The sequence below is a fragment of the Parvivirga hydrogeniphila genome, from assembly GCF_023371205.1.
Lineage (GTDB): Bacteria > Actinomycetota > Coriobacteriia > Anaerosomatales > Anaerosomataceae > Parvivirga > Parvivirga hydrogeniphila.
Genome location: NZ_JAMCCO010000001.1, coordinates 988,250 through 1,007,205, shown reverse-complemented (window position 1 = coordinate 1,007,205; position 18,956 = coordinate 988,250). Strand labels below are relative to the sequence as shown.

Sequence of the window (18,956 nt, the reverse complement as noted above, 5' to 3'; positions counted from 1 at the left end):
GTCACGCCTCCGAAGCGTACAGGCCGTTCTTGCGAACGTAGGCGGCCACAGCCTCGGGCAGCAGGTATCGGATCGGCCGCCGTTCAGCGACACGCCGCCGTATGTCGGTCGACGAGATCGCGAGCGCCGGCACCTCCATGAACTCCACGCGCATGCGCTCGGCGTCGTCGCGCGAGAACCGCGACAGGTCGTATCCGGGCCTCGTCGCCGCGATGAACGAGCACACGCCCGCAAGCGCCTCGGAGTCCTTCCAGGTGAGGATCTCCCACACGGCGTCTGCGCCCGTGATGAAGTACAAATCCGCGTCTGGACCGAGCTCCTGCCGTAAGGCGAGCATCGTGTCGACGGTGTACGTGGGTCCAGGCCGGTCGACCTCCATGCGCGATACCTCGAAGTCCGGGTTGCTCGCCGTCGCGATCACCGTCATGAGGTAGCGGTGCTCCGCGGGGGTGACCTTCCGGTGCGTCTTGCGCACCGGATTCCCTGTCGGCATGAAGACGACTTTGTCCAGGTTGAACTGGACGAGCGCCTCTTCTGCCGTCACGAGGTGCCCGTAGTGGATGGGATCGAACGTCCCACCCATGATGCCGATCCTGAGCTTCTTCCTCACTCCCGGATCTGCCCGCTCCCGAAGCCGACATACTTCGTCGTCGTCAGCGCCTGGAGCCCCATCGGGCCCCGCGCGTGCAACTTCTGCGTCGAGATGCCGATCTCGGCGCCCAGCCCGAACTCCCCGCCATCGGTGAAGCGCGTCGAGGCGTTGACGTACACGGCCGCGGCGTCCACCTCGTTCACGAACCGCATGGCCGCGCCGTAGTCTTGGCAGACGATGGACTCCGAGTGCTTGGTGCCGTAGGTGTTGATGTGCCTGATCGCTTCATCGAGGCCGCTCACGACCTTGCACGCGATCTTCAAGTCGAGGTACTCCGTCGCCCAGTCCTCGTCGCTCGCAGACTGGATGCGCGTGATGGCACCGAGCGCTCTGGTCTTCTCGTCGCCGTAGACCGTCACGCCCTCGCGCTCGAGCGCTCGCAGGATGTTCGGCAAGACGCGCTCGTGGATGGCGTCGTCGATGAGCAGCGTCTCTGCCGCGTTGCAGACGCCGGGACGCTGGCACTTCGCGTTGATGATGATGCGCTCGGCCATCTGAGGGTCGGCCGAGGCGTGCACGTACACGTGGCAGTTGCCGACCCCCGTCTCGATGACAGGGACCTTCGCATTCTCGACGACGCTCTTGATCAGGCTCGCTCCGCCACGCGGTATGAGAACGTCGATCATGCCGTGGAGCCCCATGAGCTCCTCTGCCGCAGCATGGTCTGTCGACTCGACGGACTGGATGGCGGCGGCGGGAAGCCCAGCTCCCTCGGCGGCCATCGCGAGGACCCGTGTGAGCGCGAGGTTCGACTGGATCGCCATCGAACCGCCGCGGAGGATCACGGCGTTCCCTGTCTTCACGCACAGGCCGGCTGCGTCTGCAGTGACGTTCGGCCGCGCCTCGTAGATCATGGCGACCACGCCGAGCGGCACGCGCACCTGCTGGAGCCACATCCCGTTGTACATCCTCGTTCCGCTCACCACTTCCCCGAGCGGGTCGGGCAGCAGCGAGAGGCTCTTGAGCGCCTCGGACATCGCCTTGATGCGCACCGGGTTGAGCTCCAGACGGTCGAGCAACGATGCAGGGGTGTTCTTGGTGCGCGCTGCTTCCATGTCCTTCTCGTTGGCAGCAAGGATCTCGTCTTGCCTCGCGACCAGCGCGTGCGCCATCGCCAGAAGCGCGCGGTTCCGCTGGCTCGATGACGCGACGGCAAGCGCGTTGGCGGCCTCCCGCGCCCGTTCAGCGAGCGTGACGACCTCAGACATCAGACCTCCCCTTCCGACCACCGGACAAATGGCTGTCATCGCCTGCACCGCGCAGAATGACCAAGTGGTCCCGGTGCACGACCTCTCTGCCGGCCAGCTCGGGCCTCTTCTCGCGGATCGATTCAGTCCGCATGCCTTTCACCTGCTTGAGCGCATCGGACGACATCCCGGCCAGACCCCGGGCGACTTCCTCGCCCTGACGGTCCACGATGACGACGGGATCACCGGCCGCGAACGTGCCCCTCACCTCGACGACACCGGCCGGAAGGAGGCTCCTGCCCCGCAAACATAGGGCATCGCACGCCCCAGCGTCAACGACGATGCCGCCCGCAGGGCGTCCCGCGTACGCGAGCCAAAGCTTGCGAGCGCGCCTGCCCGCCTTCCCGCCGGCGAACAGCGTTCCCACGCTCTTGCCGTCCACCGCGTCGACGAGCACGTCCTGCCGATGGCCGTCACAGATGACGAGCGGGATTCCTGCGTCCATCAAGGCCTTCGCCGCCTCGAGCTTCGAGGCCATCCCGCCGGATCCCACCGCAGACCCCGGGCCGCCGGCCGTCTCCAGGACCTCAGGGGTGAGCTCCTCGACCTTGTGCACCAACTGCGCGTCGGGATCGCGACGCGGATCGCGGTCGTACAGGCCCGCGATGTCAGTCAAAAACACCGCGAGGGACGCTCGCACCATCATGGCCACCAGAGCGGCCAGGTAGTCGTTATCACCGAATCTGATCTCGTCGACGGCTGTGGTGTCGTTCTCGTTCACGACCGGCACTACCCCCATGCGGAGCAGCGCCTCGAGCGTGCGGCACGCGTTCAGGTACGCGCTGCGGACACCCACGTCATGCCTCGTGAGCAGGACCTGGCCGACGGCGATCCCGTGCTCGCCGGCGGCCTCCGCATACCGCTCCACCAGCCGCGCCTGTCCGACGGCCGCCGCGGCCTGAAGCTCAGGCATCGTGCTCGGCCGGCCGGGCATCCCCAGCGCTTCTGTCCCGGCAGCGATCGCACCTGAGGAGACGATGACGACCTGGATCCCGCGTGCACGCAGCACGGCCACCTGCCGCATCACCTCCGCGATGAAGCCGCGGTCGATCCTGCCGTCACGATCGGTGAGCGTGTTGCTCCCGATCTTCACCACGACGGTGGGCTTAGCCATCGTCCTCCCCGTCCGTCCCACGGTCGTCAGAAGGAATCTCGAACTCGAATGATACCGGTCCGATGTGCACGGTGTCGCCGGGCCGTGCACCTGCGTTGCGCAACGCCTCTTCCACCCCTGCTCGCTGCAGACGCCGCTGCAGGTAGGCGACGGCCTCGTCGTTCTGCATGTCGGTCATGATGACCATGCGTTCGATCCTGCCGCCTCGCACGCGATACTCGCCGGGCGCCTCCTGCACCACCTCGACGACGCGTTCGCTCGGAGGCTCGTACACGAACACGGCAGGCGGCTCGGCCGGCACGACCGCGGCCTGCTCGCGGAGCTCGTGGACCCGCTCCGCCACCGCGCGGACCATCTCCTGGATGCCCTCGCCCGTGGCTGCCGACACCGCGAAGAACGGGCGTCCAGCCTGGTCGCACCATGTAGCGACGCGCGCCGCGTTCTCCCGCGATTCTGGCAGGTCGACCTTGTTGCCGACAACGACCTGCGGCCGCTTGGCGAGCTCTGACGCGTGCGCTGCCAACTCGCGATCGATCACACCGATGTCGGCCACCGGGTCCCTGCCTTCGTACCCGCCGGACAGGTCCACCACGTGAAGGATGAGCGCGCTGCGTTCGATGTGCCGCAAGAAGCCATGGCCGAGCCCCGCGCCTTCGCTCGCTCCTTCGATAAGCCCCGGGACGTCGGCCACCACGAACGAACGCTCGCCAGCGTCGACGACGCCGAGGTTCGGCACGAGCGTCGTGAACGGGTAGTCCGCGATCTTCGGCCGAGCAGCCGAGATGCGCGCGATGATCGACGACTTCCCGACGCTCGGCAGCCCGACGAGCGCAGCGTCGGCCAGGAGTTTCAGCTCGAGGGTGATCCAGCGCTCCTCGCCTGGCTCTCCGAGCTCGGCGAAGGTCGGGGCGCGCCTCGTCGGCGTCACGAAGTGCGTGTTCCCCCTGCCGCCGCGACCGCCGCGCGCGACCACGACGCGCTGCCCTGGCACCGAGAGGTCTGCGATGACGTCGCCCGTCTCGTCGTCTCGCACGATCGTCCCGACCGGCACCCGCAGCACGAGGTCCTCCCCGACCGCCCCGTCGCGATGCGCGCCCTTGCCGTGCGTCCCGCGCATCGCGCGGAAATGACGCTTGTAGGCGTACTCCAGGAGCGTCGACAGGCCAGGGTCGGCTTCGAGGACCACGTCGCCGCCCTTCCCGCCGTCTCCGCCAGCGGGACCGCCTTTGGGAACGTGCGCCTCGCGCCTGAACGCGGCGCTTCCAGCGCCGCCGTCCCCACCTCTGACGTGGATGCGGGCCTCGTCGACGAAGCCGCCGTGTCCCCGCGTGTCCCTCTCCATTGCTCGCTCCGATGCCGCGTCTCGTCCATCCGAAACAGCAAGCCCCCCACCGTCGGTGGGGGGCTCCGGCTCACCAGAAAAGTCGCGCCCTGCTACTCGGCCAACGGGCGGACGTGCACCCTGCGGTCCTTCCCGCGGGTGAATTCGACGACGCCGTCGATCTTCGCGTACAGCGTGTCGTCCCTGCCGAGCCCGACGTTCACGCCTGGCTTCAGACGTGTGCCGCGCTGGCGGACGAGGATCGAACCCGCCGTGACGACTTGGCCTGCGAACCGCTTCACGCCCAGACGCTTGGACTGGGAATCGCGACCGTTCTTGGTGGAACCGAGCCCTTTCTTGTGCGCCATCGCCTACTCCTCTGCTACCTCGACCGTGGCTTCGGCGGCCGGCTCGCTCTTCTTCGTGGTGCGCTTCTTCGGGCTCGCCTCGGCCGCGCCTTCAGCGTCGCGTGCCTCAGACTTCTTCGTGGCCCGCTTCTTCGGGGCCTCCACCGACACGTCCGTGATGAGGAGCGCGGTCTGCGGCTGGCGGTGGCCCTTGGTGCGCTTGTAGCCCTTGCGCCGCTTGAACTTGAAGACGATCTGCTTCTCGCCCAAGAAGTGCTCGACGACCGTGGCTGACACGCGAGCCTTGGCCGCATCGCTGCCGACCAGGACCGTGTCGCCGTCCACGACCATGAGCGCGGGCAAGGTCACCGACTCGCCCACGGGCGCGTCGATCTTCTCGACCACAGCCACGGCGTCCTTCTCGACGACGAGTTGCTTGCCGCCTGTCTTCACGACTGCATACATCAGGATCTGCTCCGCTCCTTGACGGGGGTCCAGACACGCCGAGCGATGATACCAGGCCACATCTGCACGGTCAACGCGCAGGTCGTGCGAATGCGTCGCCCGTCCACAACGCCGCTTGTCAAGACTTGGTGCCGACGAGAAGCGACACCTGCGTGCCCTCGCCTGTGCGCTCCTCGATCGTCACCGTCACTGTGAGGTCCTCTCGCTCGGCGCTGATCATGACGCCGCGGCTCGCGCTCGTGCCCGTGTCGAGCGTCATACCGACCTCCCAACCCTTCGCAGGGAGTTCTTCGAGGTAATACTCCTTTACTGTCTCGGGCGCGTCCTCGGTGAGCACGACCACGGCAAAGGTCTTCGCTTCACCGCTCGTCATCGAGCTGCCGCTCTCGATCGTTCCTTTGTAGACCGGCACCGACTCCGGGAATCCCTCAGGAAGCTTTGCCCCGCCTTCTATCGTGGCCTCACCTTCGTCTGTCTTCACGGTGACCGAGCCGCCGTCATCCTCGACTTTCACACCCGTTGCCTGCTCAACGGCCTTCCGGGCAACCGTCTTGCATCCTGCCGAACCGAGCGCGACCAGGACGCAGAGACCGACCAAGACTGCACGCTTCCACATTTCCATCGAGCAACCCCCTTCCTTGCACCTCCTGCTCTGAAGAAGATACCCGTCCGGGCGGTCTCACGCCTCGCCTAGCCGGCCTTCGACGAGCACCTTGACCTCGGTCGGCAGGCAGTCGGGATCCGCAAGCAGCGTAAGGTGCTTTCCCGTCTCGGCACGAAGCGCGGGCACCGTGTTGTCTCCTGGCCCAGTGAGCAGCGCATAGGTCTCAGGGTTGACCGAGACCACGTACGCCGAGGAGCGGCCGGTCGTGAGGATCTCCTTGAGCCGCCTCGTGACCGTGATCCTCCGGGTCGCCTCCGATAGCACCCTGCCCTCGCCGCCGCACATTGGGCAAGGCTCCGTGAGCACGCCGTACAGCCCGTCCGTCACGTTCTTGCGGGTCATCTCGACGATGCCGAGGCGAGAGATCTCGGTCACGCGGGTACGCGTGCGATCGCGCTCGAGCGCCCTCGCGAGGCGCTCCTGCACCTGGGCGCGGTGCGCCTGCTCTTCCATGTCGATGAAGTCGATGACGATCAGGCCGCCGATGTCCCGAAGACGGATCTGCCGGACAGCTTCGTCGGCGGCCTCGAGGTTCGTGCGCAGTATGGTCTCAGCGAGGTTCTTCCTGCCGACGTACGACCCGGTGTTGACGTCGATGGCCGTCAGCGCCTCGGTCTTGTCGATCGCGATGTGGCCCCCAGACGGGAGCGGCACCACGCGATGCAGCGCACGCTCCACCTGACGGCCGATCCCGTACTGCTCGAACAGGGGCTCCCGTTCCTTGTGCAGCACGACTCTCCGGACCAGCCCGGGCGAGCTCCGCTTCAAGAACCCGACGACCTTCTCGTGCTCCTTCTTGTCGTCCACCACGAGCCGTTTGAAGTCAGGCCCGAACACGTCGCGGACCATACGGAGAGCAAGATCCATCTCCGTGTAGACGATCTCAGGAGCGATGCCTTCGCGCGCTTGGTGCTGCACGCGCCGCCACAGCCGCAACAGGAACTGGATGTCGCTTTCGAGGTCCTTCGCGTCCGCGCCGGCGGCCGCCGTCCGCACGATGACGCCCATCCCCTCGGGAACGAGCGGCGCCACGATGTCGTGGAGCCTGTCGCGCTCTTCCGCCGGCAGTTTGCGCGAGATGCCGACATAGGGCGCGAACGGCATGAGCACCGCGAATCTCCCGGGAAGCGTGACTTCCGTCGTCACGCGCGCCCCCTTGGTGCCCATCGGGTCCTTGATGACCTGGACCATCACCTGCTGCCCAGGCTTCAGCAGGGACTTTATATCCCGCTTCGGCGGCTCGGGTGTGTCGTCGGGCAGGACGACCTCGTCGACGTATAAGAACGCGTTCTTGCCCAGCCCGATGTCGACGAAGGCCGCCTGCATACCAGGCAGCACGTCTCTCACCTTGCCGAGGTACACGTTGCCGACGACGCTGCGCTTCGGACGCTCGACGTACAGCTCCGCGAGCACCTTGTCCTCGACGATCGCTACCCTGGTCTCGTACGCATCGTGCGAGATCAACATCTCGCGAACGACATCAGCCATGCCGCCCCCGCTACAACGCCTCTTCCGTCCCGTCCGCGGCGCGCGAGGCGAGCCGTGTCCGCGTCACCGACACAGACGCGACGCCCGCAAGGGCAGGACCGAGAGCCGCCTTCACAAGGGCGTCTGGACGGAGCGAGCCCTGCTCGCTCATGCGGGTGACAACTTCCACCACCGCGCCTTCGTCGACCGGGCGCACGACCGGCTCCTTCAGGAGCGTCGTCGCGAGCTCGAAAACTTTCTGCTTGCCCTTGTGCTCGACGGTCAAGGTGCCTGACCTCGACACGCTGCTCAGGCCCCGAGCGATGGATTCCGCCACCTCTGGTGGACCTGATACCGCGACCTCATAGTGCGCCACATCGGCCGCCGCTGCAAGCGACGGACCTTTCGGATCGACATACCGGCAGGCGATCGCACGCAGCTCCTCGCGTGTCGCGTGGCGAAGACGCTCGAGCGCATCGTCTGGGCCGACCAGCTCCGTCAGCCACACGTCGTACATCTCGGCGCGTCCTGCTGTCCCGACCGGGAGCGCAGGCCCGAACGCGATCCGCATGTGCGGATTGAAACCGTGCGTTACCGCGTACGGAAGACCGGCCCTCCTGATGGACCGCTCGCACGCCCGAGCGGTCTCCAGGTGCGACAGGAACCGGACCGGTCCGACCTTCTGATAGGTCACCCGCAGGCGGAACTTCGCTTCAGACACGCACGCCTCCCGCAATGACATTCGAGACCCCGAGCGCGCCGCACACTCCGCAGCCGGTGCAACCCGCAAAGGTGCAGTCCGGCGTGGTCTGTCCGGCGAACGCCCGCTCCCGCTCCGCTCGCAGGTACGCCGTCGAGACGCCTGAGGAGATGTGGGACCACGGGAGCGGCTCGAAGGGGTCCCGCGGCCGGTTCGCGATCGCGGACGCGTCGAGACCTGATTCCTCGAACGCTGCGCGCCAGCGGTCGAGCGAGAACTGTTCGGTCCACGCGTCGAAGCGGGCGCCCCGCCGCCACGCCGCCTCCACGGCCGCAGCAACCTCCCGCCCGCCGCACGCGAGCACCGCCTCGACGAACGACGCCTCCGCGTCGTGATACGAAAGCTCGACGCCCTTGCGCGGCATCCGCTCCCGAAGCAGCTCTTGCCGGCGGTGCACTTCCTCCAACGGCGGTTGCGCCTCCCACTGGAACGGCGTGTGCGGCTTGGGCACGAAGGTGGACACCGACACGCCGACCCGCACGCTCCCACGTTCGTTGGCCGGTACTGCGTCTCGGGCGGCTGCGAGCACCCGGCCGACGAGCTCTCCGATGCCGGCAACGTCGTCGTCAGTCTCCGTAGGAAGGCCGATCATGAAGTACAGCTTCACCCGCCGCCAACCGCTCGCGAACGCGCGCGCGACGGTGTCCAGCAGCCCGTCTTCGGTGATGTTCTTGTTGATGACGTCGCGCAAGCGCTGCGTGCCGGCCTCAGGAGCGATCGTGAGCCCCGTCCGCTTGGCCTTTCCTAGCAGACGCGCGACGTCCGGCGTGAGCGCATCGGCCCTGAGCGACGGGACCGAGATCGAGATGTCCGTTCCCTGGAGCCGTCGCCCGAGCCGCCCGAGCACCTCCACGAACGCCGAGTGGTCGGCGGTCGAGAGCGAGGTCAGGGAGACCTCGTCGTATCCCGTGCACCGAAGCGCGGCCATGGCGTCGCGCACGATGCTGTCGGGCCGCCGCTCGCGAACGGGACGGTAGATCGTCCCGGCCTGACAGAATCGGCACCCGCGCGCGCAACCGCGCAGCACCTCCACAGCGACGCGGTCGTGGACGACGTCCGTGTACGGCACCACCGGGCACGCAGGCGACCGGTGCGCGTCGAGGTCTGCAACAGCGCGCCTCAGCACGCGGTGCTGGCCAAGAGACGGCACGTAGACGCCCTGGATCTTCGCAAGCTCCGCAAGCGTCTCGCGCCGGGTCATGTGGGCCTGCTTGCAGCGGCGGTGCGTCTGGACGATCTCGACGGCCGCGACCTCTCCGTCGCCCACCAGCACGGCATCGAAGAACGGAGCGAGCGGCTCCGGGTTGTACGCGCACGGTCCGCCGCCGACCACCAGCGGGTGCGCATCGCTCCGGTCCTCGGCGTGCAGCGGTATCCCTGCGAGGTCGAGCAGCTCGAGGACGTTGGTGTACGCGAGCTCGTGCGGGAGCGTGATGCCCACAAGGTCGAACTCGTTCACGGGATCGAAGGACTCGAGCGCGTAGAGCGCAACGCCCGCGCTGCGCAGCGCGTCGGCCATGTCCTTCCACGGCACGAACACACGCTCGCACGCGACGCCCTCGAGGGCGTTCAGCATCGCATACAGGATCTGGATGGCCTGGTTGGCCATCCCGACGTCGTACACGTCCGGGTACGCAAGGACCGCACGGTACGGCTGGGCGGTCGCGCGCCGGTCGATCGCGTTCCACTCGCAGCCGACGTAGCGGGACGGCTGCTCGACGCCAGGGAGCAGCCGCTCGACGGCTTCGCGGACGGCATCACTCAACGGCGCTACCTCGCATGCGGGTCGTCAGCGAGCGTGCCACCGCGGGAAGGTCCGCGCCACGCTCGAAGTACGCGATGGCGGCCTTGCCCAGGGCAAGCGTACCCGAGTAGCCGATGCCGCCCTTGACCGCCCAGCCGAGCACGGGAACGACACCGACGATCTCGCGAGCGAGCGTCCTGAAGACGAACCCGCCGCCGACGATCGCCAGGAGCTCCTTGATCCTCTCAGGACCGAGCGGTTCCCCGTACGCGGCGGCGATCTGCAGGAGCATCTTGATCTGGTTGGCCGTCATCACCGGCATGTCGGAACCAGGAACGAATCCCACCGTCCCGATGAGCGCGTTCTGCCACGCCGTCGCCTGCACGGCCGCCTCAGCGACCGCTCGCCGCATGAACGGGAAGTTGTGCGCGAGCGCAACGCGCTTCGAGGAGATCTCGTCGGACAGCCACGCGGCGAGCCGTTCGCTCACGAGCCGCTCGGCGTCTTCGTCGACGAGGATGTCGGCGGCAGGATGCCCCGTCTCAAGCGCGATCCGGGCGTGCTCTGACGGCGATGCCACGCACAGCAGCACCGTCGGGACGAACGCCTGCAGCGCCTCGGCGAGCAGCCGACGGACGTCCTCTCCGAGGCCGCCTCCCGCGACGATGACCGCGTCAGCGGCGGGCTCTACGGCGAGTCGCTCGCCCGCGCCCGCAACGCCGATGGCCAGCCGTGCGCGCGAGGTCTGAGGAACCAGCCGGGCTCGGAGCGCCTCGACCAGCTCCTCCGGAGCGTCGACTTCGACGATGACCTGCACGAGCACCTCCTGGGAGCGCTCCTCGTCCAGCTTCGCGCCCGACTTGACCAGGTCCTGCGCCTGCCGCGCACGCTTGATATCCACGCCGCCTCCTGCGTCCGCTTACGTGCCATACCGTCTCGACCACACCGACTGCAGCAGCCCGACCGCTCCGAAGTTCGTGACCATCGCTGAGGACCCGAAGCTGATGAAGGGCAGCGGGATGCCGGTGATCGGCATCATGCCTATCGTCATGCCGACATTCTCAAGTATCTGAAACGCCCACATGCCGATGATACCCGCACAGATGAGCGCGCCGTACAGGTCGCGCGACGACGCAGCGATACTGAGAGCAGAGAGCAGCAACCCCAGGTACAGACCGAGCAACACGACCGCTCCGACGAAGCCCAGCTCCTCGCCCAGGACCGCGAAGATGAAGTCCGTGTGCCGCTCGGGGAGGAAGTGAAGGTTCGACTGGGTGCCTGCCCGAAGCCCTTTGCCTGTGATGCCGCCGGACCCGACGGCGATCTTCGACTGCTGCAAATTGTAGCCGGCGCCCGCGGGGTCCCGCGTTGGGTCGAGGAATACCAGCAGCCGGTCTTTCTGGTACTGCTTGAGCGCGACGTCCTTCCCGGCCATGCGGTCGAGCGTCCCGTCGATCACGAACACGCCGACCACCGCAACGACCGCCAGAAGGCCGATAAGCACGAGCCGCTTCATCTCGAGCCCACCCAGAAGAAGCATCGCCATCGTGATGCCCACGAAGACCATGCCCGTGCCGAGATCCGGTTGAAGGAGTATCAATCCGAGCGCCCCGCCGAGGTACGCGAGGATCCGCCACATGTCGCGCGGTCTGTCGATCCGGCCTTCGTATTCGGAGATGAGCGCTGCCATCACCACGATGAAGACGAGCTTGCCGGGCTCTGATGGCTGGAACAGCCGAACGCCGGCGACCTGCAGCCATGACGTGGCGCCCTTCGCCGTCGTCCCCAGCCCGGGAATGCGCGGCGAGATGAGCAGGAACGCGAGGAGCGTCATCAGTGGACCAGACCAGTGCTTCAGCGCCTTGTAGTCGATAAGCCAAGCCACGCCGAGCGGCACGATGCCGACCGCCAGCCCCACCAGGTGGCGCTTGAACAGCGCGTCTCCACCTGCCATGCCTGAGGTGGCCGACCAAACCATCACGGAACCGTACACTGCCAGTGTGGCCGAAAACATGAGCAGCGGAAGGTTCACGAGGTCGAAGAACCGCTCCTTCGTGCTCTTGTCGAGGGGCCTGCGCCCTCCGGAGGTCCGCCACCGAGCGCTCATCGCGAATCATCCCTCGTGTGGACTTCGGTTATCGGCTGCCCGAGCAGTTTGGCCAAGATGTTCCGCGCGGCCGGCGCTGCGACCGAGCCGCCGTGACCGCCTTGCTCCACCACCACGGCGACTGCGTACCGCGGGGCCTCGGCCGGAGCGTACGCGCAGAACCACGCGAAGTCGTCCTTGCCAGCGACCTGGGCGGTGCCGGTCTTGCCAGCGACGGTCACGCCGAATCCTCTGAAGGCCCCCGCTGCTGTGCCCGACTCAGTGACGCGCACGAGCGCTCGCTGCATGACTGCGAGATGCGCCGGAGCGACGGGCACGCGCGCGGCCGCTTCCGGCCGATAGGACCGCGCCACCGCGCCGTCCGCATCGAGCACGTCTTTGAGCACGTGCGGCCGCATGACCGTGCCGCCGTTGGCGATGCCGGCGTACACGGCGGCCATCTGCAGCGGCGTGACGAGCATGTCTCCCTGCCCGATCGCCATGTTCACGGTGTCGCCCGGAAGCCAGGTCTGCCACTCGGGGTAGTCGCGGTTGTACTCCTTCTTCCACGCAGCGTCGGGCACGCGGCCCCGTATCTCGCCCGGCAGATCGATGCCGAGCTTGCTTCCGAGCCCGAAGCTCCGCGCGAACGCCTGGAGCTCCTCTTTCTTGCGCTTGTAGAACTCGTAGCCGATCTCGTAGAAGACCGTGTCGCACGACTCTTCGATGCCGCCTTCGAACGTGACGGTCCCGTGGCCCGCGCGCTTCCAGCACCACTTCGGCCACTGCTCGCCCATCTCGGTCCACTTTCCGTGGCAGACGTACGTCTTGCCGCTGTATGTGACACTGCTCTCGAGTCCCGCAAGCCCGGTCACGGCCTTGAAGGTCGACGCTGGCGGGTAGGCGCCCATCACAACACGGTTGTTCAGCGGATACTCGCTCGCCTTGTCGGTCAGTGCCTTCCACTCGGCCTGGCTGATGCCCCCGAGGAACACGGCCGGGTCGTATGACGGCGCACTCGCCATCGCCAGGACCTCTCCCGTCTTCACGTCGAGCACCACCGCTGCGCCCGCCTTCGCCTTCGTGAAGCCTTGCCGGTGCGCCTCTTTGATCGCGTTCTCGAGCTGCTCTTCGGCGACGCGTTGTACCTCGACGTCGATCGTGAGCCGCACGTCGCGTCCGGCGACCGGCGCTTCTTCGCTGACGATGCGGATCGGCTTGCCCGAAGCGTTCACCTCGATGAGGCGCCGCCCCTTGTCGCCCTGCAGGACGCCCTCGTACTGGGCCTCGACTCCCGCCTTGCCGACGACATCGCCAAGCTCGTATCCGGCCGTCGGATCGGACCGCTTGAACTCCTCTTCCGATATCTCACCGGTGTAGCCGAGGACGTGCGCTCCGACAGATCCGAACGGGTACTCCCGCACGGCGATCTGCTCCACCCGCACGCCCGGATACCGCTGGCTTTGCTCGGACAGCTTCGCCACGACGTCCAGCGGGACGTCGACAGCGACGACGCGTGGCCTGAGCGCCTCCACGCGAGCGTCGATGATCTTCTCGAAGACGTCTTGGACGTCCATCCCGAGCATCTCAGCGAGCGGGCCGAGCGTCTCTCGTATCTCTCCGCGCGTCGGATTGTCGCTCTTCGACGCGCTCTGCGCGCGAACGATGAGCGAGCGGATCCGCTCGTCGGCTGGGTCCAGCGCTACTGCGAGCGTCGGTCGGTTCGTGACCAGCAGCTTGCCGTTGCGATCCAGGATTCGGCCTCGCGGCGCGTCGAGCGAGATCTCGCGGATGCGGTTGTTGCGCGCGAGCGCGGCGTAGGTGTCGCCGGCCAGCACCTGCATCGTCCACAGCCGCACGGTGAGCGCGCCGAGCGCGAGCAACACCACGCCAGCAAGCGCGGCGAAGCGAGGCTTCAGCTCCTCACGGAAGGTGGTCACCGTGCACGGACTCCTTCAGGAAACGCATCGCTCTGGAGCTGGCGCTCACGCGACACGGCGGAATGAACGTATCTTGCGGTCGGGACGCAGCGCGCGCGCCAACCATGGGTAGACGGCAAGAGCCAACACGGCATTATACATGCCTCTCGGAAGCACGACCGCAGTCAGGGAGCGCCAGAACGGCAGGTCCCCGCCTAGAACGATCACCACGATCAGGTACGCGAACTCGGCCGCGAGACCAGCCAGCAAGGCAGCAGTAAGCGGCAGCAGCCACCCCTCGGCGAAGATGTTCGCTTCCAGGAGCCCAGCGATGTATCCGACGAGCGTCAGCACGAACGCCCACGCGCCGATCGGCCCGTCGCCGAGCATGTCGAGCACGAGCCCCGCAGCGAACCCTGCGATAGCTCCCGAATCTGCGCCATTCACGAGCGCGAGGGTGATGACCACGAGCAGCGGGAAGTTCGGCACGACTCCGGCAACGCGCAGGTGCGGCGCCACCACGACCTGAGCGACCGCCGCCGCCAGCAGCGTAACCGCAGACGACCACGTGCGCTCGCTCATCACTCCACCGAACCTCCGGCATCGGCGGGAACCGTCCCGAGCACGATCAGCACCTCTTCGAGCTCGTCGATCGGCACCCGCGACCGCAGAACGATCCGCGGGTACAGGTCGGCCCTGCGCGCGTCCACCTGGATGACGTCTCCGACCACGATGCCTTTCGGGTACACGCCTCCGAGTCCGGACGTGATGACGACGTCCCCGACCTTCGGCATCTTGGCCTTGTCAACGTACTCCATCGTGAGCGTGCGGTCGATGGAGCCGCGAACGACCCCGACCGCTCTCGTGCGCTGGATCATCGCAGCGACCCCGCTTTGTGCATCGGTGATGAGCCGCACGCGCGATGCATGCTTTGACACCGTCTCTATCTGACCGACGAGCCCTTGCGGCGCGATGACGGGCATGCCCGGTCGGATGCCGTCTACGGAGCCGCGATCGACGACGATCGCGCCTTCCCATGAGCTCGTCGGCCGTCCGATGACGCGCGCGCCGAGCTGCGTGAGGCGCTGCTCCTCAGCGAATGCGACGAGCTGCCGCAAGCGGTCGTTCTCTTGGCGGGCCTCTTCGAGGTCCGCGAGGCGGGCGCGCAGCACGTCGTTCTGCTCCTTGAGCCGCTCAAGCTCCTTTCTGGAGACCGTAAGGCCGCTGAACCACTCGCCCACCGCTCTGAACGGCCGCGACGTCGCCTCTCCGACGCGAGAAAGCGGGGCGGTGGCTGCAAGCGTGGCCGACCGAGCCCGATGCAGCAGCCCCGCATCGCCCTCTCGGTAGTACGCCGTGATCACCACAAGAGACGCGACGAGAAGCGCCGCGAGCAGCACCGGGTTCCTGCGGCTTTGCTCTCGATCCGAGATCCTCATCCCATCTCCCGGGTCACCGGGTCACCGTGAGGACCTTCTTGAGGACGTCGATCTCCTCGAGCGCCATCGCAGAGCCGACGACCACGTTGGTAAGGGCGCTCTCGGAGACGTGCACCGGCATGCCCGTCTCGTACCGGATACGCTCGTCGAGCGCCTGCAGCAGCGCGCCGCCGCCCGTGAGCACGATGCCGTACTCCATGATGTCGCTCGCCAGCTCAGGGGGCGTCTTCTCCAAGGTGCCCTTGATCGCGGAGATGATTGCCTGCGTCGGCTCCTCGACCGCGACGCGCATCTCCTCGGACGAGATCTGGATCGTCCGGGGAAGTCCCGTGAGCAGGTCGCGCCCGCGGACCTCGGCGTCCATCTCCTCGGGCAGCGGGTGGGCCGACCCGATCTCGAACTTGATCTCCTCTGCAGTACGCTCGCCGATGAGCAGGTTGTACTCGCGCTTGATGTGGTTGATGATCGCTTCGTCGAACTCGTCGCCGCCGATGCGGATCGACTGCGACACGACGATGCCGCCGAGCGAGATCACGGCGACTTCGGTCGTACCGCCGCCGATGTCCACGACCATGTTGCCCGTGGGCTCCTGGATCGGAAGGCCAGCGCCGATGGCGGCCGCCATCGGCTCTTCGATCAGGTAGGCCTGGCGTGCGCCTGCCTGCATCGTGGCCTCGAAGACAGCACGCTTCTCGACCTCGGTCACTCCTGACGGCACGCACACCACCACGCGCGGCTTCGGCTGCCACGGTAAGCGCTTCTGCCGCGTCTTGTTGATGAAGTAACGCAGCATGGCCTCGGTGACCTCGAAATCGGCGATGACCCCGTCCTTCAGCGGCCGGATCGCCACGATCGAACCCGGCGTGCGGCCGAGCATCCGTTTTGCCTCGATCCCGACAGCCAGAACGCGCTTCGTGTCCTTCTCCACTGCCACAACGGAGGGCTCGATGAGCACGATGCCGCGTCCACGGACAGACACGAGCGTGTTCGCCGTCCCGAGGTCGACGGCCATGTCGCTGCCCCACGAGTTGAAGAACATATCTACAAGCGACAACGCGGGCTCCCTTCGAGGCGGCGGTCACGCCGCTGACGTGCTCACTCACGGCATACGCCAGTGCGCCAGCACATTGTGCACTGCGCACGCCGTGCTGAGTGTAGCACACGCAGGCTTCCCGAACGTTCGTCGATACAGCAACGCCGCAGGTAGATGCCAACATTCCGCGATCAGAGGAACAAGCTCTCACATGAGTCCCATCTCTCGCAGGCTCGCGTGACGACCTCCTTCCCCGATGACGACGTGATCCAGGACCTCTATGCCGAGCACATCACCAGCTCTGACCAAACGCTGCGTCAGATGGATGTCAGCAGACGACGGCGTCGGATCCCCGCTCGGATGGTTGTGCACAACCACAACGGACGCCGCAGACGACCGCACCGCTTCTTTGAACAGCTCGCGCGGATGCACGATCGACGCGCTCAGGCTCCCGATGGACACCTCGATGATCTTGATGAGCCGGTTCTTCGTATTCAGAGCAAGCGCCCAGAAGTGCTCTCGGTCGCACCCCCGCAGCTGGGGCTCGCAGAGCGAGACGACGTCTTCTGGCGTCGAGATCGCAGGTCGGTCGACCACCTGATTCAAAGACGCCCGCCGGGCGAGCTCCACAGACGCGAGGAGCGCCGCCGCTTTGGCTGGACCGATCCCCTCGTGCACAGTGAGATCTTCTGCGCGGAGAGACCACAGCCCTGTAGGAATCGGGTGCGCGCGAGCCAGCCGCGCTCCGAGCGCGACGTCGTCCTCGCGTAGGATCACGCTCAGCAGCGCGGCATCGCTCACGAACTCCGGCGTGCCGGCAAGAACCAGATCGCGCGGCGTGGCACGCCCGCCGACCATCCGTGGCGCCACAGACCACGACCTCCAACCTCATCAGGCCCGACGACAGATCCTTCCCAGCCGGGAGATGAGGACACCGGCAACAGAGCCGGTGACGAGACCGAGGGGCAGGCTCGCCAGCAGTGCGGGAGTAGCAAGCGCTGCCACCGCGCCCGACGCGACGAGGACCGAGGCGGTGACCAACTGCGCGGCCACGTGCGAGAAGGCGCCTGCCACGGAGATCCCGAGCGTTGAAAGAACGCCGAGACGGGCCGCGAGAGCCATGCACACGACGGATGCTGCCGCGCCCGCGAGAGAAAGAGCGGAGACCGGACCCAAGAGCGTCCCTGTCGCCACGCCGACGATCGCCACTCGCACAAGGCTCACGCGGACTGCACGGACCCAACCGCCACGGAGCAGGACCACCAGGACGGCTGCGTTCGCCAGGCCGAGCCGTATCCCGGGGACAGGCGATGGAATCCAGGACTCGACGATGCCGAGCACGCACGCCAGAGCAAGCATCGCGCCGTCCTCGGCCACGACGCGAGCCGCCCCGAGAGGGCGGACGCTGCCGGCGCCCGCAGGAGCAGCATCAGCGTACAACAGCGTCGAGCTCACGCGCCCCTCCTTCCACGGTCACCGACACGCCGTTGGGAACGCACGCTATCGCCTCTCCTGGACGCGACGCCGCCTTCGTGTGCACGCACACCTGGTCGCGGCACGTGGACTCAGTGATTCGGACGGACCCGTGCTCCACCGCGACGACAACGCGCCCGCGCAGTCCTTGGACCACATACGAGCCGTCCTCGGCAAGAGGCAGGTGCTTTGTCCCAGCCGGGCCAGCAACGACCGCGTATGCCGCCTGCCCGCCACGGGTCGCATGGGCCGCCGCCACGGGCGACGCCAGGAGGGCTGCGCACGCGAGGACTGCCAGCAAGACCTTGTCAGCCCGTGTCATCACGCCTCGGCGACCTCGGCTTCTTGAACGGCGGATCCCGCCGCAACGGCACGCCATCCGGCCCCGTCTGCGCCGGTGGTCCGCGCCACGTTGCGCCCGTAGATGTCGATGCACTGCTGGGGACACGCCTCCACGCACGCGTTGCATCCGGTGCACTTCTCGTAGTCGACCACAGCGAGCATCTCCACGACGTGTATCGCATCGCTCGGACACGCTCGCTCGCACTTCTTGCATGCGATGCAGCACGCTGAGCACGCGGCCTTCCGCTCCTTCGGCTTGCTGTGAGCGGAGCACCGTACGGAGACGGGCGCGCGCTCGGGAACCAACGAGAGGAGGCCCGAACTGCTCCGCGGGCACGTTTGAACGCACGCGCCACACCCCGTGCATCGTGCGAGGTCGACCACCGGGAGCCCGCGCTCATCGAGCGAAAGGGCACCGAACGGGCACGCCTTGACGCAGTCGCCGAAGCCGAAGCAGCCCCACTGGCACACGAGCGGCCCGCCAGCCAGACGCGCGGCCGCAGCGCATGACGGCACACCGTGGTAGTCGTAGGCCCTGGCGGCCGCGATACCGCCGCCGCACGCGCGCACCACGACGACTGTGTCCACCTCGCACCGATCAACGCCGAGAAGCCCGGCGATGGCGTCGGCGACTTCCTGTCCACCCGCCACGCACGCCGTGACCGGCAGGCTCCCCGACGCGATCCCTTCGGCCGTCACGAAACACGACGGGTTCCCGCATGCGCCGCAGTTCGAGCCCGGCAGCACCGATGCGATCTGCTCGACGCGCGGATCGACCTCCACGTGGAACCGCTTGGATGCGACGGCCAGCACGCCCGACGCCACGAGGCCCAGCGAGGCAAGAGCGAGGACCGCTTTCAGTACCATGCTCGCGTCCATCGTC

Annotated in this window: 20 protein-coding genes; all 20 read right to left on the bottom strand. The window is 67.2% G+C overall.

Going from position 1 to position 18,956, the window contains the following annotated elements; genetic code table 11:
* Position 1: 1 nt before the first annotated feature.
* The 20 genes from nadD to MX659_RS05055 all read right to left on the bottom strand — a co-directional run bounded on the left by nadD (position 2) and on the right by MX659_RS05055 (position 18,952).
* Positions 2-610 (bottom strand): nicotinate-nucleotide adenylyltransferase, encoded by a 609-nt coding sequence (nadD, locus tag MX659_RS05150; protein ID WP_267192377.1) that lies wholly within the window; start codon positions 608-610, stop codon positions 2-4.
* Entirely contained in the window at positions 607-1,860 is a 1,254-nt protein-coding gene (locus MX659_RS05145) for a glutamate-5-semialdehyde dehydrogenase (RefSeq protein ID WP_267192376.1), read from the bottom strand. Before MX659_RS05145 ends, nadD begins: the two co-directional genes overlap by 4 nt.
* The gene (gene proB / locus MX659_RS05140) at positions 1,853-3,013 is read right to left on the bottom strand and encodes a glutamate 5-kinase (RefSeq protein ID WP_267192375.1); all 1,161 of its coding nucleotides are present in this window, start codon (positions 3,011-3,013) and stop codon (positions 1,853-1,855) included. Before proB ends, MX659_RS05145 begins: the two co-directional genes overlap by 8 nt.
* Positions 3,006-4,355, bottom strand: coding sequence for a GTPase ObgE (obgE, locus tag MX659_RS05135; RefSeq protein ID WP_267192374.1), 1,350 nt, complete (start codon positions 4,353-4,355; stop codon positions 3,006-3,008). The genes proB and obgE overlap by 8 nt, the downstream gene beginning before the upstream one ends.
* Before the next feature lie 92 nt (positions 4,356-4,447).
* On the bottom strand, positions 4,448-4,702 hold the full coding sequence (gene rpmA, locus MX659_RS05130) for a 50S ribosomal protein L27 (RefSeq protein WP_267192373.1): 255 nt from the start codon (positions 4,700-4,702) through the stop codon (positions 4,448-4,450).
* 3 nt (positions 4,703-4,705) lie between these two features.
* A complete protein-coding gene (gene rplU / locus MX659_RS05125; protein ID WP_267192372.1) occupies positions 4,706-5,146 on the bottom strand; it encodes a 50S ribosomal protein L21 in 441 nt (146 codons plus the stop codon).
* A 118-nt stretch (positions 5,147-5,264) separates the two neighbouring features.
* The gene (locus tag MX659_RS05120; RefSeq protein ID WP_267192371.1) at positions 5,265-5,768 is read right to left on the bottom strand and encodes a hypothetical protein; all 504 of its coding nucleotides are present in this window, start codon (positions 5,766-5,768) and stop codon (positions 5,265-5,267) included.
* 57 nt (positions 5,769-5,825) lie between these two features.
* Entirely contained in the window at positions 5,826-7,298 is a 1,473-nt protein-coding gene (locus tag MX659_RS05115; RefSeq protein ID WP_267192370.1) for an Rne/Rng family ribonuclease, read from the bottom strand.
* Between the two features lie 10 nt (positions 7,299-7,308).
* Entirely contained in the window at positions 7,309-7,998 is a 690-nt protein-coding gene (locus tag MX659_RS05110) for a TIGR03936 family radical SAM-associated protein (protein WP_267192369.1), read from the bottom strand.
* Positions 7,991-9,802 (bottom strand): TIGR03960 family B12-binding radical SAM protein, encoded by a 1,812-nt coding sequence (locus tag MX659_RS05105; protein ID WP_267192368.1) that lies wholly within the window; start codon positions 9,800-9,802, stop codon positions 7,991-7,993. The genes MX659_RS05110 and MX659_RS05105 overlap by 8 nt, the downstream gene beginning before the upstream one ends.
* Entirely contained in the window at positions 9,795-10,682 is an 888-nt protein-coding gene (locus tag MX659_RS05100) for a hypothetical protein (protein WP_267192367.1), read from the bottom strand. The genes MX659_RS05105 and MX659_RS05100 overlap by 8 nt, the downstream gene beginning before the upstream one ends.
* An 18-nt stretch (positions 10,683-10,700) precedes the next feature.
* Positions 10,701-11,888, bottom strand: a complete 1,188-nt coding sequence (rodA, locus tag MX659_RS05095) for a rod shape-determining protein RodA (RefSeq protein ID WP_267192366.1) — start codon at positions 11,886-11,888, stop codon at positions 10,701-10,703.
* Positions 11,885-13,807 carry a penicillin-binding protein 2 gene (mrdA, locus tag MX659_RS05090; RefSeq protein ID WP_267192365.1) on the bottom strand — a complete coding sequence of 641 codons (1,923 nt, stop codon included), beginning with the start codon at positions 13,805-13,807 and terminating at the stop codon, positions 11,885-11,887. The genes rodA and mrdA overlap by 4 nt, the downstream gene beginning before the upstream one ends.
* Positions 13,808-13,852: 45 nt before the next feature.
* Positions 13,853-14,368, bottom strand: a complete 516-nt coding sequence (gene mreD, locus MX659_RS05085; protein ID WP_267192364.1) for a rod shape-determining protein MreD — start codon at positions 14,366-14,368, stop codon at positions 13,853-13,855.
* A complete protein-coding gene (gene mreC, locus MX659_RS05080; protein WP_267192363.1) occupies positions 14,368-15,225 on the bottom strand; it encodes a rod shape-determining protein MreC in 858 nt (285 codons plus the stop codon). The genes mreD and mreC overlap by 1 nt, the downstream gene beginning before the upstream one ends.
* 13 nt (positions 15,226-15,238) lie before the next feature.
* A complete protein-coding gene (locus MX659_RS05075; RefSeq protein ID WP_267192516.1) occupies positions 15,239-16,264 on the bottom strand; it encodes a rod shape-determining protein in 1,026 nt (341 codons plus the stop codon).
* 201 nt (positions 16,265-16,465) lie between these two features.
* Positions 16,466-17,128, bottom strand: a complete 663-nt coding sequence (gene radC, locus MX659_RS05070; RefSeq protein ID WP_267192362.1) for a RadC family protein — start codon at positions 17,126-17,128, stop codon at positions 16,466-16,468.
* Positions 17,129-17,149: 21 nt separating this feature from the next.
* Entirely contained in the window at positions 17,150-17,713 is a 564-nt protein-coding gene (locus MX659_RS05065) for a Gx transporter family protein (RefSeq protein WP_267192361.1), read from the bottom strand.
* Positions 17,688-18,053: a NusG domain II-containing protein gene (locus MX659_RS05060; RefSeq protein ID WP_267192360.1), complete on the bottom strand. Its 366-nt coding sequence runs from the start codon at positions 18,051-18,053 to the stop codon at positions 17,688-17,690. Before MX659_RS05060 ends, MX659_RS05065 begins: the two co-directional genes overlap by 26 nt.
* Positions 18,053-18,952: an RnfABCDGE type electron transport complex subunit B gene (locus tag MX659_RS05055; protein ID WP_267192359.1), complete on the bottom strand. Its 900-nt coding sequence runs from the start codon at positions 18,950-18,952 to the stop codon at positions 18,053-18,055. The genes MX659_RS05060 and MX659_RS05055 overlap by 1 nt, the downstream gene beginning before the upstream one ends.
* Between the last annotated feature and the right edge of the window lie 4 nt (positions 18,953-18,956).

Excerpts from the sequence above, each read along its gene's own strand:
- MX659_RS05145 (WP_267192376.1), bottom strand. The coding sequence starts at position 1,860 with ATGTCTGAGGTCGTCACGCTCGCTGAACGGGCGCGGGAGGCCGCCAAC.
- proB (WP_267192375.1), bottom strand. The coding sequence starts at position 3,013 with ATGGCTAAGCCCACCGTCGTGGTGAAGATCGGGAGCAACACGCTCACC.
- obgE (WP_267192374.1), bottom strand. The coding sequence starts at position 4,355 with ATGGAGAGGGACACGCGGGGACACGGCGGCTTCGTCGACGAGGCCCGC.
- rpmA (WP_267192373.1), bottom strand. The coding sequence starts at position 4,702 with ATGGCGCACAAGAAAGGGCTCGGTTCCACCAAGAACGGTCGCGATTCC.
- rplU (WP_267192372.1), bottom strand. The coding sequence starts at position 5,146 with ATGTATGCAGTCGTGAAGACAGGCGGCAAGCAACTCGTCGTCGAGAAG.
- MX659_RS05120 (WP_267192371.1), bottom strand. The coding sequence starts at position 5,768 with ATGGAAATGTGGAAGCGTGCAGTCTTGGTCGGTCTCTGCGTCCTGGTC.
- MX659_RS05115 (WP_267192370.1), bottom strand. The coding sequence starts at position 7,298 with ATGGCTGATGTCGTTCGCGAGATGTTGATCTCGCACGATGCGTACGAG.
- rodA (WP_267192366.1), bottom strand. The coding sequence starts at position 11,888 with ATGAGCGCTCGGTGGCGGACCTCCGGAGGGCGCAGGCCCCTCGACAAG.
- mreD (WP_267192364.1), bottom strand. The coding sequence starts at position 14,368 with ATGAGCGAGCGCACGTGGTCGTCTGCGGTTACGCTGCTGGCGGCGGCG.
- mreC (WP_267192363.1), bottom strand. The coding sequence starts at position 15,225 with ATGAGGATCTCGGATCGAGAGCAAAGCCGCAGGAACCCGGTGCTGCTC.
- MX659_RS05075 (WP_267192516.1), bottom strand. The coding sequence starts at position 16,264 with ATGTTCTTCAACTCGTGGGGCAGCGACATGGCCGTCGACCTCGGGACG.
- MX659_RS05060 (WP_267192360.1), bottom strand. The coding sequence starts at position 18,053 with ATGACACGGGCTGACAAGGTCTTGCTGGCAGTCCTCGCGTGCGCAGCC.
- MX659_RS05055 (WP_267192359.1), bottom strand. The coding sequence starts at position 18,952 with ATGGACGCGAGCATGGTACTGAAAGCGGTCCTCGCTCTTGCCTCGCTG.